Here is a 15,267-nt window from a genome sequence, read left to right as displayed (position 1 = left end):
TGGTCAGCCTGCTGAGTTGAGTTATTGGGGAAATAACCGAACCTTACTGCGGCTTCAGACCTTGGCGAACCTCGGCACAGGAGCGGTAAGCAGTTTCAGGGTGGTACACATGACAGGTTTGAATAATTTCTTTGAGCAATGTCCAGGAAAACCGGCGCTCTTTAATGCGATCTCCCCAGGTTTTCTTAAGACTGGCATGGGCATGACGCAGATTGTAGGAAGGAATGCCAGTTGAAATGTGATGGGGCACATGCACATTAATATCATGACAAAGAAATTCAACCCACCGCGGGTAATCACAGTGAATTGTCCCCTCAAGCTGGGCTTCCACAGCATCCCAGTCCGCACTTTCACGAAACTGGACATCGCTGGCGGTGTGGTGAACTAAGGTGAAGGTGCTCATCCAAAAGTGATAGACCAGCCAAGGCATGAGCCAGAATTTCACAAATCCCCAGATTCCTGTGGTTATTACCAGAGTGGGAAAGGCGATCAGGGCAAATAGAAGCACCACCGCAATGGAAACCTTGACCTCGCCGCGGTGGCGCTCACTGACGTTGGCAGGATTAAAGTGAAGCTGCGCCCAGTGAATAATCGACGCCATCCACCAGAGCGGTCCTCGAAACAGCTCATACACGGTTTGCATCAGAGGTCCAGCTTGACCGTAGAGATCTTCTGTCCAGGGATGCCAGGCGTTATCCACATGCATTTTGTTGGTATGCAAATGATGATGATCGTGCAGCAGTCGCCAGCTATGGAAGGGATAAATCAAGGGCGCAAAGGCGATGTGCCCCACCCAGTTGTTGACCCAGCGACTTTTGGCAAAGGAGCGATGTCCACAGTCATGTCCCACCACAAACCAACCGGTCAGGGCAGTCCCCGTAAACACCCAAGCCAAGGGCAGCAGATACCAGGGCAAGAGGGCAATGGCACCGTAGCCTAACCCAGCCGCAATGACGCTGATCGCGACCGAGGTCCAAGCCTTGCGTTGATTTTTCTCAAAGCAGTCTTTAGGCAACAGTCGGATAACATCCTTGAGCTGAAGGTTAACCGCGCTCTCTGCGGGCGGTTGAATAAGGGGGGAGCGCTTCTCGGGTATTGCAATCATGTGTATGGGATCAATTCTCCAGTAGAGGGTCGAACAACCCGGCTTGCCAGGCGAGTCTACTCGTTCAAAAGTAGTCAGTGCAACAGCGTCAGCGGTTTGCCGCAGGCAAATCGCATGGCCAGAAGTCATGGCAGGCAACAGGCACTTGCGCATAGTCTTGTCTAAAACAGGACAAGATGACACAACTTAAAAAACCTTCACATTTATATCATGCAGAGGGATCAAGCGTTTTCTTTGCCCACCCTTCTTGCCTAGAATTGCGGAGTTCCTGCGCGATCCCCAGAGGGGAGAGCGCGTGGGATCACGCAGGAACAGGGAACGGAATCTCTTTGGGATCCCCAGGCTGCGATGGCCTCATAGCCCTTCTGGGTAACCTGACTTAGAGAGTCCTGATGACGAATCGGGTACCCCCAAGTTCAAAGGTTCATCACAAAATTCAACGGTGTTTGAACGATTGCTGCACGAATAGATTGAAAGATTTAACTTATATAGAAGGTGTGTTGACATCCCTTGGCGGATGGCTGAGCACTGTGTATCCCACGAAGGTCCAATCTTCTGACGTCCGTATCGAGGCATCCTTGTGAAAATTCCAAGTACTATCACTGCGCTGCTGGTGGGCATTGTGATCACCCTGGCCAGTCTTTGGTATGGCCAAAACAATGGTCTCTTGCCCGTTGATGCTTCCTTGGAAGCGGCCAAGATTGATCAACTGTTCAATGCCATGATTGCGATCGCAACGGGCCTGTTTCTCCTGGTCCAGGGCGCTTTGGTCTATTCTCTCTTTGCGTTTCGACGCCGCAAAGGGGACGATAGCGATGCTGAACCCGTTGAGGGGAATGTGCCCCTGGAAATTCTCTGGACTGCTATTCCGGCGGTCATTGTCCTGTGGCTGGCGATCTACAGCCTGGATGTTTACAGTCTGGTCAACAGCGGCGGTTTTGTGGGAACGTCCCATATGGCCCATGCCCATACCCATGAAGTGGCTCGCGCTCCCGGTGCGGCGATCGCTGCTTCCCTGGAAGATTTAAACGAAATGGGTCAGGTTCCCCCAATAGGTACCGATGACAAGCTACATGTGAACGTCACCGGTCTACAGTATGCCTGGCTCTTTAATTATCCAGACTCTGGCATTATTTCCGGCGAGCTGCATATCCCTGTCAATCAAACCGTCGAGCTAGATATTGCGGCGCGGGATGTGATTCATGCGTTTTGGGTTCCTGAATTTCGCCTGAAGCAGGATGCAATTCCTGGTCAAACAACTCATTTAAGCTTCACACCCAGTCGAGTTGGAGAATATCCGGTCATTTGTGCCGAACTCTGTGGCGCCTATCATGGGGCGATGAAAACCCGGACCATTGTTCACACCCCGGAGGATTATCAAGCCTGGGTGGCCAGTCAACGAGTGGCGGTCACCCCTGACCCGTCGTCCACTCTGGCCGCCGAGCCGCCCACCCCAGCAGGAGCCCGTCTAGCGGGCTATGCCCATCAGCATCATCTGCCCCTGACCCTCGCCGCCGCCCATCCAGAGGCTTCAATACAGGCCGAGCACTTCTAACCTGCCCCCGATCAGGGCACAGATTATTTACGTTTTTGGCTGTTTCGGCCGTTAGTTCGCTCCTACGTTTGAGGATTCCGTTTCTATGACTTCTGCGCAAGCTACGCTTTCTGAGGTGGAGGGGCAAACCCCCAAGCCCCGCTGGCGGCAGTACTTCAGCTTCAGCACCGACCACAAGGTGATTGGCATTCAGTACCTGGTCACCAGTTTTGTGTTTTATCTCATTGGCGGCGCTCTGGCGGAACTCGTCCGCACAGAGCTCGCAACGCCCGCCTCCGACTTTGTCAGTCGTGAACTTTACAACCAGCTATTCACGATGCATGCCACCGTCATGATTTTCCTGTGGATTATCCCGAGCTTGACAGGTGGCTTTGGCAATTACCTGGTGCCCTTGATGATTGGTGCCAGGGACATGGCCTTTCCGCGCCTGAATGCGATTGCCTTTTGGATTATTCCGCCAGCGGGTTTGCTGTTGATGGCCAGCTTTTTTGTCGGTTCGGCCAACTCCGGCTGGACCTCCTATCCTCCTCTCAGCCTGATGAGCAACAAAGCCGGTGAAGCCATCTGGATTGGTGGGGTGATTTTGCTGGGAACTTCGTCAATTATGGCGGCGCTCAACTTTATGACCACCATTCTAAAGATGAGAATTCCCAGTATGCCGATGAACAAAATGCCGCTGTTTTGCTGGGCCATGGTGGCTACCTCTGCGCTCCAGCTCATTGCCACCCCCGTCCTGACGGGGGCCGTGGTGCTTCTGGGCTTTGACTTGCTGGTGGGCACGGCCTTTTTCAACCCCACCGGCGGCGGTGATCCCGTGGTCTACCAGCACATGTTCTGGTTTTATTCCCACCCAGCGGTCTACATCATGATTTTGCCCGCCTTTGGCCTGATTTCAGAAGTCATTCCAACCCATGCCCGCAAGCCTATTTTTGGCTACCAGGCCATTGCCTATTCGAGTCTGGCCATTAGCTTTTTGGGGTTGATTGTGTGGGCACACCACATGTTTACCAGCGGCACCCCTGATTGGCTACGAATGTTCTTTATGATTGCCACCATGGTGATTGCGGTGCCCACCGGTATTAAAGTGTTTAGCTGGTTGGCCACCATCTGGGGCGGAAAGCTGCGTCTGTGTAGCGCCATGCTGTTTGCCATGGGGTTTGTCTCAATGTTTGTTGTGGGCGGTCTCAGTGGAGTGATGGTGGCGTCGGTGCCCTTTGATATTCATGTTCACGATACCTATTTCATTGTGGCGCACCTGCACTACGTCCTCTTTGGTGGCAGTGTCTTTGGAATTTACGCTGGCCTGTACCACTGGTTCCCGAAAATGACGGGGCGAATGCTGAATGAATTTTGGGGCCGGGTGCATTTCGTCCTCACCTTCGTGGGGTTCAATATGACCTTCCTGCCGATGCATATTTTGGGGCTGCAGGGAATGAATCGGCGTGTCGCAGAGTACGATCCCCAATTTGCCACCATTAATTTAATCTGCACGATTGGATCCTATATTCTGGCGGTTTCTACCCTCCCCTTTGTCATTAATGCCATCTATAGCTGGATTAAAGGTCCCCAAGCTCCTCGCAATCCCTGGCAATCCTTGACCCTGGAATGGATGACCAGCTCACCGCCCCCCCACGAAAACTTTGAAATCGACCCGGTCCTAACCCACGGTCCCTACGACTACGGCATGAATGTCCTCAGCGTTCCATCCCCGCCTTCGCAAGAACCAGAAACGGCCCCGGTTACCTAGGTCTGGCAGCCTGCCCCGGTCTGATTTCTATGCTCATTTCTACTTAGACTTGTTTCAGTTTTGAAAGGATAGTTTCATGCAAGGTTCGACGGTTAACCCAAACGCTCCGTCCATAAACGTCGCTGACGCAGATGCGATGGCTCATGGCCATGGAGAACATCCCGATCTGCGCCTGTTTGGCTTTATTTTATTTCTCATCTCTGAAAGCATGCTCTTTGTGGGGCTGTTTGTGGCCTATGGTGCCTTTCGGGTGGTCTCGGAAAGCTGGCCTCCGGTCGGCACTCCAGAACTTGAGCGTCTGTTGCCTGGAATCAATACTGTGATTTTGCTCTCCAGTAGTTTTGTCATCCACCGCGCTGACGTTGCCATTAAGCAAGGGGACCTCAGGGAAGCCAGACGCTGGTTTATCTACACCATGCTCATGGGCGCCACGTTTCTCGCTGGACAAGCTTACGAGTATCAGCATCTGGAATTTGGGCTGACCTCCCACCTATTTGGGAGCACGTTCTTTATTCTGACTGGATTCCATGGTCTCCATGTTTTCGTGGGGCTGCTGATGATGGGCGCAGTGCTGTGGCGATCGCGCCGTCCCGGCCATTACAGCGCCGAGCAGCATTTTGGTATTGAAGCAACGGAAATTTACTGGCACTTTGTGGATGTCATCTGGATCATCTTGTTTACCCTGCTGTATATTCTCTAGATTTTCTTGAATGGCTCTTAAAGCGCTGCTGCTGGATTTCAATGGTGTCATCCTGGATGACGAGCGAATCCATGAACAGCTCATCCAGGAACTCTTGGTTGCGGAAAATCTTCGGCCCCAACCGGGTGATTTTCGTAACTATTGTCTGGGGTGCAGCGATCGCGCCGGCTTGACCAATCTCCTGGCCAGCCGGGGCCGCGTTGTATCCCAGGCCTATCTAGAGGATATGATCAAGCGCAAGTCCCAGGCCTATCTGCACAAACTTGACACCCTAGATCAACTACCGCTGTTCCAGGGTGTCCAAACCTTGATTCAGGAAGCCACGGCGGCCAATCTCAAAATTGCCATTGTCAGTGGAGCATTGCGCTTAGAAATTGAAACCGTCCTTACCCGAAGCGGCTTAGCAAAGTACATCCATGGAATCGTGGCAGCCGAGGACGTGACCGCCAGCAAGCCTGACCCGGAAGGCTACCAAACTGCTATTCAGCGCCTGCGGGAACAGGTTTCCACCCTAAGCGATCTGTCACCCCAAGACTGCCTAGCCCTAGAAGACACTTTTCCAGGGATTGAAGCGGCCAAGGCCGCCCACGTTCCTGTGGTGGGTGTGGCTCACACCTATCCCTTTCACATGCTTCAACGTTGCACCAATTGGACGGTGGACTATCTAAGCGAGCTAGAACTGCCTCGGATTCAAGCCGTTTTTGCCGGTCAACCCTATCCCACGGCTATAGCAGAGGAGAAAGTTGCTCAATAATCTTTTCTGCCGGCGCCACCCCCTCTAGGCGGTGTACTGGAACCCCTGCCTTAAACAGCACCAGGGTGGGCAAGGCATGCACCGAAAATTTTTGGGCCAGATCGGGATACTTGTCCGTATCAATTTTAACCACCTGGATTTTGTCCTTGAGCAGGGTTTGCACTTGAGACAAAATGGGAGATAGCATCCTGCAGGGGCCACACCAGGTGGCGTAAAAGTCGACCAGCACCGGCTTTGGAGACTGCTGTAGCAGGTCATCGAAACTTTGAAACTCTTGAGTTTTAGCCATTTCCGGGTCCTAGGTTGAGATTTACGCGAATTAGGGTTGACGCTAAGGGTCACTCTGCGGAGAGAATCCGACCAATGGTGCGATTTTCAGGGCTAAAGGTGGCTTGGGCCACCCGTTGAATATCGGCGGCAGTCACTGCTTCCAGACGATCAAGCTGCCGAAACAGGTTACGCCAGTCTCCAGTTTTTACTTCATATTCTACGAGCAGGTTAGCCATCCCGCTATTGGAATCCAGGGATCGCAGCAGCCCGGCCTTAGCCTGCGTTTTAACGCGATCAAGCTCTTGGGCGGTTACGGGTTCGGATTTGAGACGATCGATTTCTTGACGCAGCGCTAGTTCCACCTCATCAAGGCTATGTCCTGGGGCGCTCAAAGCGTAAAACAGCATCAGGTTTGGATATTTATCTCCCGGAAATCCATTGAATCCCTGAGCATTTAAGGCCACCTGCTGCTCCTCCACCAAAGACTTGTACAGACGAGAGGTGCGTCCATCGCTCAGAATACTGGCAATCAGTTGATACACCCCTTCATCTGGATCCGTCATTGCAGGACGATGATATCCCTCCAAATACCAAGGCTGGGAAGGCAGCTTCAGCTCCACGGTGCGTGTTTGCGTTTGCGGCGGCTCCACTGCGTCTAACCGGGGAACCCCTGGATGGGCAGGATAACGTCCAAAGTAAAGCTGAGCCAGGCGTCTCACCTGTCGAGGATTGACATCTCCCACAATGCCAATGGTGAGATTATTAGGGCCATAGTAGTTGTCAAAGAAGTCCTGAACATTCTGGCGGGTCAGCGCCCTGAGATCACGCTCATAGCCAATGACGGGTCGTCGATAGGGGTGCTGCACAAAAGCGGTGTCCAAGAAGGCTTCCACCATTTTGCCAATGGGAGAATTATCGGTGCGCATGCGCCGCTCTTCCAGAATCACTTCTTTTTCTTTGTAAAATTCTCGAAAAACGGGCTCTAAAAAGCGATCAGACTCCAGAGACATCCACAGCTCTAGCTTATTGGCCGGAAAGCTATAAAAATATTGGGTGGCATCGGCGGAGGTCGTGGCATTGAGACCCACGCCGCCTTCCTGATTGACAATTTGGCCCATTTGATTGGGAATTACCAGGGCATCGGCTTGATCTTCAAGCTGCTGAAATTCTGCTTCTAGGCGAGCCACTTCCGCGGCGTTCTGGTTCGATCTGGCCTGTTGAAGCTGCGCGAACAATTGATCTTGCTGCTCTAAAATTTGGCGCTCTTGCTCGTAGTTTTGCCCCCCAATATGCCGAGTGCCTTTGAAGGCCAGATGCTCCAGATAGTGAGCAACGCCAGTCTGTCCGTCCGGTTCATTAGCCCCGCCCACATCGGCATAGGTCAAAAAGGAAACCACTGGCGCCCCATGGCGCTCTAGGACAATAAACTTCAGGCCGTTTTTGAGGCGAAACGTCGTAATGTTCCGAGCAACCTGTCGTAAATAGGGTTGAATTGACTGGGGCTGGCGCGCTGAACTGGCCGCTGAACTGGCCCAGGCGGGTGACATCCAGAACAGAACGCTAGAACATAATGCCACTAGGCCAAGGGCGATCGCGCCAGCCTGTTGCCAGGGGCGATCGCCCCCCTTTGGGCCTGAATCTCCTTTCTGAGGTCTGAACCCCAGCAGGCCGGCCCAGGCTCCTGGCTGCTTCGTCAAATCCGCATCCTTCACGCTATTTTTCCCACCCATTTCACAGTCCCGTTTTAATCGCTTGGCTGTTTCACCCGGAAGTTACGATCCCAGAGGATTCTCCTCCCTACGATAGACCAACCCTACAGGAATTGGGTGGCGGGTGGAATGAATCAGATCCCTTCCTAGTGCCTGAGACCAGTCCTTGTCCTGTCGGCCCGCAACCAGGCTAGTTGGATCGGTCAATAATCGGTTGGAAGCCATTGCGTTGCATCAGCGCGATGACCGTCTGAGCCTCATTCATATCCACAAAGGATCCCACCTGCATGACCAAACGTCCCTGGTAGGAGGATCGAAACGCATCCTTGACCAGGGAGCGAACACGAGACTGCTGGGCCGTAGAATTGGTGGGCACCATGACTCGAATCCGCGGAGCCAACGCCAGAGCCGGATCCGGAGGAGGAGGAGGATCGGTCCCGTTTCCTCGTCCATAGACATCCCCTTCACCCCGCGCATTTCCAAAGGGAATGCGGCTCGAAGGCACTCGCAACACTGACCCTGAAACTGGCGCCCCCCCGCTTGCCGGGGTTCTCGCCGCCGGAATGGTCCCCTGCTCCTCCACCAGTGAGGTTTTTAAGCCGCGTCTTTCCAAGGTTTTTTGTAAATCCTGTGCTTTGTCCTTGTCCTCAAACAGCCCTACCTGCATCACGGCTGTGCCCTGATAGGAGGATCGAAAAGATCCAGGCACCAGCGATCGCACTAGGGCTTCATCCGCAGATCGGCGAGGCTTCACATAGAGTCGATAAAAGCGAGAGCGCTCAGACCCAGCGGGGGTGCGCATAGGGGTGCTGGTGCGACGGCTGACGGAGGTTGACGACGGCAGGGAGGCCACTTGCCTCTCTGAGGTTGTCACGGGATCAGACTCTCCACCACGCTCTTCCACGAGGGCAGTCTGCAACCCCCGCTTTTCCAAAGTTTTTTGTAAGTCCCGTGCCTTGTCCTTGTCCTCAAACAGCCCCGCCTGCATTACGGCTGTGCCTCGATAGGAGGATCGAAAGGATCCAGGCACCAGCGATCGCACCAGGGCTTCATCCGCAGACCGGCGAGGCTTAACGTAGAGTCGATAGAGGCGAGAGCGGTCCGAGCTAGGGGAGGAGCGCAAGTCGGGGGCGCTGGTACGGCGGCTCAAGGATTGCGGCAATGGGAGTGAGGCTGCTGATGGGGGCGAGGTTGCCCCGGACGAGCTTACCCCGGACCCGGATCGGGGGGCCGGTAAAGTGCCAATTGCCGGACCTTCCTGAGCCAGGTAAATATGTCCTAGGGTTTTGCCCTGGTAGTTGCGCTTGGCAAATTTCCATCCTGGACGCAGATTGATTTTCATGAGTGAATCGCTTAGCCCCTGCGTGTGACCTAACTCCAGGGAAGATCCTCCTCGTTGGGGAACCCCCAGCAACACGACCTCATTGTTTCGCCGCTGGAGGGTTAGACGGTAGTCTAAGCCTAAGTCCTGACCGTTCCGGCGAATGGAGTAACCGTTGCTATCGGCGCTGCGACCGCAGATTCCGGCGAAATTAAACTTTAACAGGAGAGGGTCAATCAGGGTGGGGCGACTGCCTCGCTCTTGCCAACAGGGACGCTGGTCTGAAATCTGCTCTAAGATAGTGAGGCTGTAGAAATTATTAGAACGAGGAACCGCTACCGCGATAAATCTAGATTGCTCAACTTCCGTTTGGCCAAATTCCGCGGCATGGCTTTTGAGGGCTTGAATCGGAATAACCACCGATGTTGCCAGTAGGACACCAATGGGGAGAAACGCCGCAGAATTCATGGCTGTCTTAACCGGGATAGTGAGTGAGAACGATGTCCACCGCAGTTGGCTAAGTGGCCAGCTGCTATCTGGGACAAGTGCATTATGCCCTTTATCGTCGGTTGAACCCTAGTGAATGTTCCAAATTCGCCACGGCCCTTTTAAAAAATCGGCACAGGAGTATTTTGGACATGGTTTTAAACAGGGGTAGAGCAAAGGTCATGGGGATTGCGAAGCAGACGATCTGGACGCTATTTCAGCGCCGATGGAAGACATGGGCCTTCGTCACTGGAGGCAGTCTAGGACTGGTAGCAGCACTGTACCATTTACAGCCGGCACGGTATCGAGCGGTCGGTATTTTTCAACCTGAAACCAGCGAACGGTCTCCCCTAAAACCTGCGCAAGACCCCGATCGGTTAGATGTACTCTTGGCCAGATTCTTTTTCCGAAGGACTACGGTAACCCCTGAGGCTCAGCTAATCACGTCAGATTCATTGCTCAAACAAACCATTCAACGCCAGAACCTAACCGATGGGCAGGGAAATTTAATTTCACCCCGGCAATTACGAGACCAGCTGGTCCTTAGGGCGATCGCGCCGGGGGATCAGGTTCAACTGGCCTACGTTTCCCCTAATCCCCAACAGGCAGCGGAGGTGGTGAACACCACCCTGCAGCTGTATATGCAGCAAATTGAGCCGGAGTCGCTGGCGGCCTCGATGAGCTTTACCCGATTTGTGCAGCCCTACCTGGTGGAATCCGAGATGCTCCTTAAGCAGTCTCAACAGGCGCTTTATCAAATTCAGGCGAATACCCAGCAGCCCTCCTCAAGCACCGTGGGTGAGCAAAGTGACCTGCTACAGTCCTTTCAGGCGAATGTTGACCGTCAGGCTTCCACCATTGCAGAGGATTTGGGACAGCTCCAGCGCCAGCAAGGGATCGTCTCTGATTCCCAGCAACAGATCCTCAGCGATCTGGTGAACTTAACCCAGACCCGGCAACAGATTCTAGAGCAGCTTCAGGATCTGCTGGGTCGGTCCAGTTCCTCGCAATCCATCAGCGCGCTGATTCCGCCTCTGGAACAGCAAACCTTGAATTTGCAAAAGCTGCTCATCCTGGCAACGCAGCGTTATCAGGCCTTTCTAGCCAATCAACAAGGCCCCGTGGTTCTGGACCAGCCAGCGCTGACAGCCCCAACAATTGTGCAGCTGGCCACCGTTCCCAATCAACCCTTTCGTCCCTACACCCCCCTTTGGTTTGGGGGAGGGGGCCTGTTCAGTGTGACCCTTGGATTCATAGCCGTCTGGTGGCGCGATCGCAGCGATCGCTCCTTTCGTTCTTTGGGCGATCTCTACCAGGCCGCGCACATCCCCATCCTCGGGATAATTCCCCATTCAGCCCGTACGACCTTCCGCTCTCTGACCCATGCTCCCTTTTCCCCCAAGCCATCCTCCCAGCCTCCGCAGTTCCAGCAAACCTTCACTGCGCTGCTGACCTCGCTCCAGCAGGCTGGGGGAAGTGGCGGAATGCCCCAGGTCCTAACATTTACCAAGATGGAGCGAAACGTCGGGCAAACGGCCCTTCTTGCCCAATTGGCCCAAGCCCTCACGGTGCAGGGGCGAAAAATCCTTCTCCTGGATGCTGACTTTGGCCTTGAGGCTTCTAAATCTCCCTGGTCCTCGTTCCCTGGGCCGGGGCTGGGAGACTATCTTGAGGCCCAGATTAGCCTGGGGAAGGCCTTGCAACGGGTGCAACCCAACTTGGATTTGCTGACCTGCGGTCAGGCCCATCAGAACTGGGACATGCTTCTCAATTCTCCCGGAATGTCTTTGCTCATGGAAGAATTGCGATCGCGCTACGACCATATTTTGGTGGACGCGCCCCCCTTATCGGAATCGGCCCACGGCTATTTAATGGCCGATACCTCCGACGCGATTGTGCTGGTCCTTCGGGGCACAGGGATCAAACAGGATCACATCCCCCAGGCAAAGGCAATTCTTGAGCGTGCCGGACGACTATGTCGAGGCATGATCCTCACCGATGCCCCCTATCTAGATCAGGCCCCAGCACATACCCGCATCATCCGCCAGAGCCAATGGGACTTACCATTGCGGATCCAGAAGGACCGATCCTCCTCCCCTGCGATCCTGTCTACCTTTGCAGCCCTGGCGCGAAGCCCTCACCCAGAGAATCCCCTAGACAGCGACCATTCCTTAGAGAAGCTTTATCACCTGCCCCTCGCCACACTCAAGCAGGCCATTGCGGCTCGCTGGCAACGCTGGTCCAGCCAGCTTTCCCTGGTCCTAGAAGAGGAACAAGAGGTGATAGAACAGCGCCAGCAGGTTCAAAGCCTACAGCGCGCTCTTAAGGAAGGAAATGCCTACACGCGCCTCCAAACAGAGATGCAGCTCAAGGAGGAAACTGAAAAACTAACGCTCCTGACCGCCACGTTTATGGGTCAACGTCCGCACCTAATCGCGGAGCAGGAAATCCTGCGGAAATATCTGGGCATCCTCTACGCCAGAGTCGCGGCGGAACAGATCTCCTCTGCCAGCGATAGGAGGGAGTTGCGGTGATCACCATTGGCTTCAACCTGGGGCAAATGGCTTTGCGGATCATCGCCCTAGCGCTGATTGCCTGGGTGATCTTAGGAACCGTTGGCCTCAACGTCACCATCGCAGATCCCTCCACCTCCAGCCTCTATCAGCAACGACCTGCCAGCTTCGATGGCACAGGCAAGATTTATATGGGCCGGGAAATTGCTCAGGTCATGGGCTATCAGGGAGCGGACTGGCTCAACCGACCGAGCCGTGCCGCGCAAGAGCACCCGGACCAGTTAGTGCGCCTACTCAAACTTCGCCCGGAGGACACCGTGGCCGACATTGGCGCAGGGACTGGATATATCAGCGCTCGCCTTGCCTCACAAGTTCCAGCAGGTCAGGTCTTGGCTGTGGATATTCAGCCCGAAATGCTCCGGCTTTTGCAGGATCAGGGCGTCAATAATCTGATTCCCATTCAAGGCAGTGAACAAAGTCCCAATTTGCCCCAGGCCTCTGTGGATCTCGCGTTGATGGTGGATGTATACCACGAACTGGCCTTCCCCAGGGAAATGCTCAACGCCCTTGCCAGCAGCCTTAAACCCGGCGGACACCTCGTAATTGCGGAATATAAGGCTGAAAATCCTCGCGTTTTGATAAAGCCGCATCATAAGATGAGCCAGGCTCAGATTAAGGCGGAATTGGCCGCCTCAGGCTATCAATGGATCCAGACTCTGCGGGGCTTGCCGCAGCAGCATCTGCTGGTCTTTCAAAGACAAGACCCGTTTATTGCTGTTGCCTCGCCCTAGGCCAGGGCAGGGGCAGACGGTAAAAACTTCAGCAGCTCAGCATTCACTAGCCGAGGCACCTCCTGCTGAATCCAATGGCCACATTCTGGAATCAGCTTGGCCCGAAAGGGAGCCTGGATGAAACGTGCGGAAACCTCTAGCAGGGAATTATCCAAGGTGGTGTCGTCCTCTCCCCACAGCACCAGAGTGGGCACCTGAATGGGATCTGGCGGTCCGCCTAATTTGGCTAGCCACAGGGAAGGATTGAGCATCTGGCGGTAGTGATGCAGAACTGCCGTTACGGCTCCCTGCTTTGCCAACGCCGCCTCATAGAGTTCCAGCACGTCCTTAGAGAAGGCTGCCTTACGAACCGCCTGGGTTTGAAAGTAATTCCTGACAAACTGGGGCAAGCTCTGGTGAATCCATTGCTCAGGAATACCTGGCACCTGGGCCGCGAATAACAGCGAGGTGCGCAGAAGATCATCCAGAGTACCTGCTACATTGCGCACCAAGCGGGAGGGATGGGGCGCATTGAGAAGCGACAAACTTTTGAGAGATTGGGGAAATCGATGGGCCAGATTCCAGGCAATCATCCCTCCGCAGTCATGACCCACCACGTGGGCCTGGGTATACCCCAAACTTTCAATGAGTCCGAGAATATCCTGGGTGAGCGTGTCAATGTCGTAGCCGCTGCGGGGTTTGTCTGAATCGTTGTAGCCCCGCAGATCCGGAACCACCACCTTAAAGTGCTTGGCCAGCACGGGAATCTGAAACCGCCAGGAATACCAGAACTCCGGGAAACCGTGCAGTAGAATTACTAATTCACCTTCCCCTTGAGTGACGTAGTGAAGGTTAATTCGATTGGTGCAAATAAACTGATGGGTCCAGGCGGAAATACTAGAATCCATTTGGCTCACGCGATCGCAACAAAACTGGGCTGCTGGGTTTTGACAAGGTTCGCCAACTCCTGTAGTTGGCTGATCGCCTCAGCGCCCTCTAACTTCATCAGTTCCCGATCATCGCGCATTTCGGTCCAAGTAATGCCATAGTCCGACACCAAGAAGCGAATCAGATGTCCCTCTCCTAAGCTCACCATAAAAGAGGCACTACTCATCTGCCCACCGCAGGTATAGCAAGAGGCAATATACCCCCGTTTTTCGAGCACAATGGCCAATGCCTGCAGATTCATTACAAGATCTTGCACCAGCAGCCGGTGCTGATCAGCTAATCGAAAAAACATGGGCGTCACCCATAAATCACGTTTACAATTCTACCTTCTTTAGATTTATTTAAGTATTGCTCCTCATGATGGCGGCTTTATCTCGACCTCTATAAGTTTAAGGCTATTTAACATGAGGTTTCCCGAAACCTATCCTCAACCCGGCCTAGGGCATGAAGATGTTGTAAAAATTTAAATATATTCTATCCGGTGAAATCCAGCAAAAAAGCGGAAAAGATAAACTTCTCCGCTCAAATTATTTCATTAACGAGAGAATTTGAGGCCTGACGATCCCTAGCGCACTTCCTCTTTTAAGAAGCCACTGTAAGCCTCCATACCGTGCTCGCCAACATCTAAGCCACGGATTTCTTCCTCTTGAGGAACTCGAATCCCCGCAACCGCCTTAATGATGTACCAGGAAACAGCGGTCGTAATCACCGTAAAGGCACCAACGGAGACAATGCCAATGATTTGAGATCCCAGTTGGGCAAATTGCCCGGCAGTGATTAGGCCGGCTTCATCTTTAAATAAGCCCACCGCTAGCGTGCCCCATACACCGCAAACCAAGTGTACAGAGGTGGCGCCCACCGGATCGTCAATCTTGAGGCGGTCAAAGATGGTCACTGAAAAGACAACGAGAATTCCCGCAATCAATCCAATCACGGCGGCCCAGGGCACACTAACCGAGTCACAGCCTGCGGTAATCCCCACTAATCCAGCCAAGACACCGTTGATAATCATGGAAAGGTCGGGCTTGCCAAGGTAAAACATGGCTGTAAAGGTAGCCGCGACCCCGCCAAAGGCCGCTGCAATATTTGTGGTCACTGCAATGTGGGAAATTGCGCTGGGGTCCGCGGCCATGGTGGAGCCAGGATTAAATCCAAACCAGCCTAACCAGAGAATTAAGCAGCCCAAAGTTGCCAAGCTCATGCTGTGGCCCGGCATTGCATTTGCACCGCGATCGGTGTATCGACCAAAACGAGGTCCCAGAATGAGTGCCCCCGTCAAGGCCGCCCAGCCGCCTACCGAGTGAACCACTGTTGATCCAGCAAAGTCGCCAAAGGCTGTTCCCAGGTTGGCCAACCAACCGCCACCCCAGACCCAGTGACCGGTAATGG

At 53.9% G+C, this 15,267-nt stretch carries 13 protein-coding genes; 6 read left to right on the top strand and 7 right to left on the bottom strand.

Annotated elements, in window-relative coordinates; all coding sequences use genetic code 11:
• Positions 1 to 43: 43 nt before the first annotated feature.
• Positions 44 to 1,105 (bottom strand): fatty acid desaturase, encoded by a 1,062-nt coding sequence (locus tag QQ91_RS12095; protein WP_166282383.1) that lies wholly within the window; start codon positions 1,103 to 1,105, stop codon positions 44 to 46.
• A gap of 580 nt (positions 1,106 to 1,685) precedes the next feature.
• Between QQ91_RS12095 and QQ91_RS12090 the strand changes: the two genes are divergently transcribed.
• The 4 genes from QQ91_RS12090 to QQ91_RS12075 all read left to right on the top strand — a co-directional run bounded on the left by QQ91_RS12090 (position 1,686) and on the right by QQ91_RS12075 (position 5,861).
• Positions 1,686 to 2,660, top strand: coding sequence for a cytochrome c oxidase subunit II (locus QQ91_RS12090; protein ID WP_166282381.1), 975 nt, complete (start codon positions 1,686 to 1,688; stop codon positions 2,658 to 2,660).
• Between the two features lie 85 nt (positions 2,661 to 2,745).
• On the top strand, positions 2,746 to 4,407 hold the full coding sequence (ctaD, locus tag QQ91_RS12085; RefSeq protein ID WP_166282379.1) for a cytochrome c oxidase subunit I: 1,662 nt from the start codon (positions 2,746 to 2,748) through the stop codon (positions 4,405 to 4,407).
• Between the two features lie 76 nt (positions 4,408 to 4,483).
• Positions 4,484 to 5,107, top strand: coding sequence for a cytochrome c oxidase subunit 3 (locus QQ91_RS12080; RefSeq protein ID WP_166282377.1), 624 nt, complete (start codon positions 4,484 to 4,486; stop codon positions 5,105 to 5,107).
• Between the two features lie 10 nt (positions 5,108 to 5,117).
• On the top strand, positions 5,118 to 5,861 hold the full coding sequence (locus QQ91_RS12075) for an HAD family hydrolase (protein ID WP_166282375.1): 744 nt from the start codon (positions 5,118 to 5,120) through the stop codon (positions 5,859 to 5,861).
• Here the strand turns inward: QQ91_RS12075 and trxA are convergent.
• The 3 genes from trxA to QQ91_RS12060 form a co-directional block, all read right to left on the bottom strand.
• Positions 5,833 to 6,150, bottom strand: a complete 318-nt coding sequence (trxA, locus tag QQ91_RS12070) for a thioredoxin (RefSeq protein WP_166282373.1) — start codon at positions 6,148 to 6,150, stop codon at positions 5,833 to 5,835. The two genes, QQ91_RS12075 and trxA, sit on opposite strands and share 29 nt — an antisense overlap.
• Before the next feature lie 49 nt (positions 6,151 to 6,199).
• Positions 6,200 to 7,678 carry a M16 family metallopeptidase gene (locus QQ91_RS12065; RefSeq protein WP_166282425.1) on the bottom strand — a complete coding sequence of 493 codons (1,479 nt, stop codon included), beginning with the start codon at positions 7,676 to 7,678 and terminating at the stop codon, positions 6,200 to 6,202.
• A 352-nt stretch (positions 7,679 to 8,030) separates the two neighbouring features.
• A complete protein-coding gene (locus tag QQ91_RS12060; RefSeq protein WP_166282371.1) occupies positions 8,031 to 9,629 on the bottom strand; it encodes a DUF3747 domain-containing protein in 1,599 nt (532 codons plus the stop codon).
• A 200-nt stretch (positions 9,630 to 9,829) separates the two neighbouring features.
• Here QQ91_RS12060 and QQ91_RS12055 point away from each other — a divergent pair, with 200 nt between their 5' ends.
• Positions 9,830 to 12,181, top strand: coding sequence for an HmpF-related protein (locus QQ91_RS12055; RefSeq protein ID WP_201277443.1), 2,352 nt, complete (start codon positions 9,830 to 9,832; stop codon positions 12,179 to 12,181).
• The gene (locus QQ91_RS12050; protein WP_250833345.1) at positions 12,178 to 12,951 is read left to right on the top strand and encodes a class I SAM-dependent methyltransferase; all 774 of its coding nucleotides are present in this window, start codon (positions 12,178 to 12,180) and stop codon (positions 12,949 to 12,951) included. Before QQ91_RS12055 ends, QQ91_RS12050 begins: the two co-directional genes overlap by 4 nt.
• Here QQ91_RS12050 and QQ91_RS12045 read toward each other — a convergent pair.
• The 3 genes from QQ91_RS12045 to QQ91_RS12035 all read right to left on the bottom strand — a co-directional run.
• Positions 12,948 to 13,838 carry an alpha/beta fold hydrolase gene (locus tag QQ91_RS12045; RefSeq protein WP_166282367.1) on the bottom strand — a complete coding sequence of 297 codons (891 nt, stop codon included), beginning with the start codon at positions 13,836 to 13,838 and terminating at the stop codon, positions 12,948 to 12,950. The two genes, QQ91_RS12050 and QQ91_RS12045, sit on opposite strands and share 4 nt — an antisense overlap.
• A gap of 5 nt (positions 13,839 to 13,843) precedes the next feature.
• Positions 13,844 to 14,170 carry a DUF1815 family protein gene (locus QQ91_RS12040; RefSeq protein ID WP_166282364.1) on the bottom strand — a complete coding sequence of 109 codons (327 nt, stop codon included), beginning with the start codon at positions 14,168 to 14,170 and terminating at the stop codon, positions 13,844 to 13,846.
• A gap of 273 nt (positions 14,171 to 14,443) precedes the next feature.
• Positions 14,444 to 15,267: ammonium transporter (locus QQ91_RS12035; protein ID WP_375340949.1), on the bottom strand; the 824-nt coding region annotated here is incomplete at its 5' end.

This window comes from Lyngbya confervoides BDU141951, from assembly GCF_000817775.3.
GTDB classification, from domain to species: Bacteria; Cyanobacteriota; Cyanobacteriia; order Thermosynechococcales; family Thermosynechococcaceae; genus Lyngbya; species Lyngbya confervoides.
The sequence above is the reverse complement of the archived record's forward strand: the minus strand, read 5'-3'. Positions and strand labels throughout refer to the sequence as shown.

Excerpts from the sequence above, each read along its gene's own strand:
- QQ91_RS12065 (WP_166282425.1), bottom strand. The coding sequence starts at position 7,678 with ATGTCACCCGCCTGGGCCAGTTCAGCGGCCAGTTCAGCGCGCCAGCCC.
- QQ91_RS12040 (WP_166282364.1), bottom strand. The coding sequence starts at position 14,170 with ATGTTTTTTCGATTAGCTGATCAGCACCGGCTGCTGGTGCAAGATCTT.
- trxA (WP_166282373.1), bottom strand. The coding sequence starts at position 6,150 with ATGGCTAAAACTCAAGAGTTTCAAAGTTTCGATGACCTGCTACAGCAG.
- QQ91_RS12045 (WP_166282367.1), bottom strand. The coding sequence starts at position 13,838 with ATGGATTCTAGTATTTCCGCCTGGACCCATCAGTTTATTTGCACCAAT.
- QQ91_RS12075 (WP_166282375.1), top strand. The coding sequence starts at position 5,118 with ATGGCTCTTAAAGCGCTGCTGCTGGATTTCAATGGTGTCATCCTGGAT.
- QQ91_RS12080 (WP_166282377.1), top strand. The coding sequence starts at position 4,484 with ATGCAAGGTTCGACGGTTAACCCAAACGCTCCGTCCATAAACGTCGCT.
- QQ91_RS12095 (WP_166282383.1), bottom strand. The coding sequence starts at position 1,105 with ATGATTGCAATACCCGAGAAGCGCTCCCCCCTTATTCAACCGCCCGCA.
- QQ91_RS12055 (WP_201277443.1), top strand. The coding sequence starts at position 9,830 with ATGGGGATTGCGAAGCAGACGATCTGGACGCTATTTCAGCGCCGATGG.
- ctaD (WP_166282379.1), top strand. The coding sequence starts at position 2,746 with ATGACTTCTGCGCAAGCTACGCTTTCTGAGGTGGAGGGGCAAACCCCC.
- QQ91_RS12060 (WP_166282371.1), bottom strand. The coding sequence starts at position 9,629 with ATGAATTCTGCGGCGTTTCTCCCCATTGGTGTCCTACTGGCAACATCG.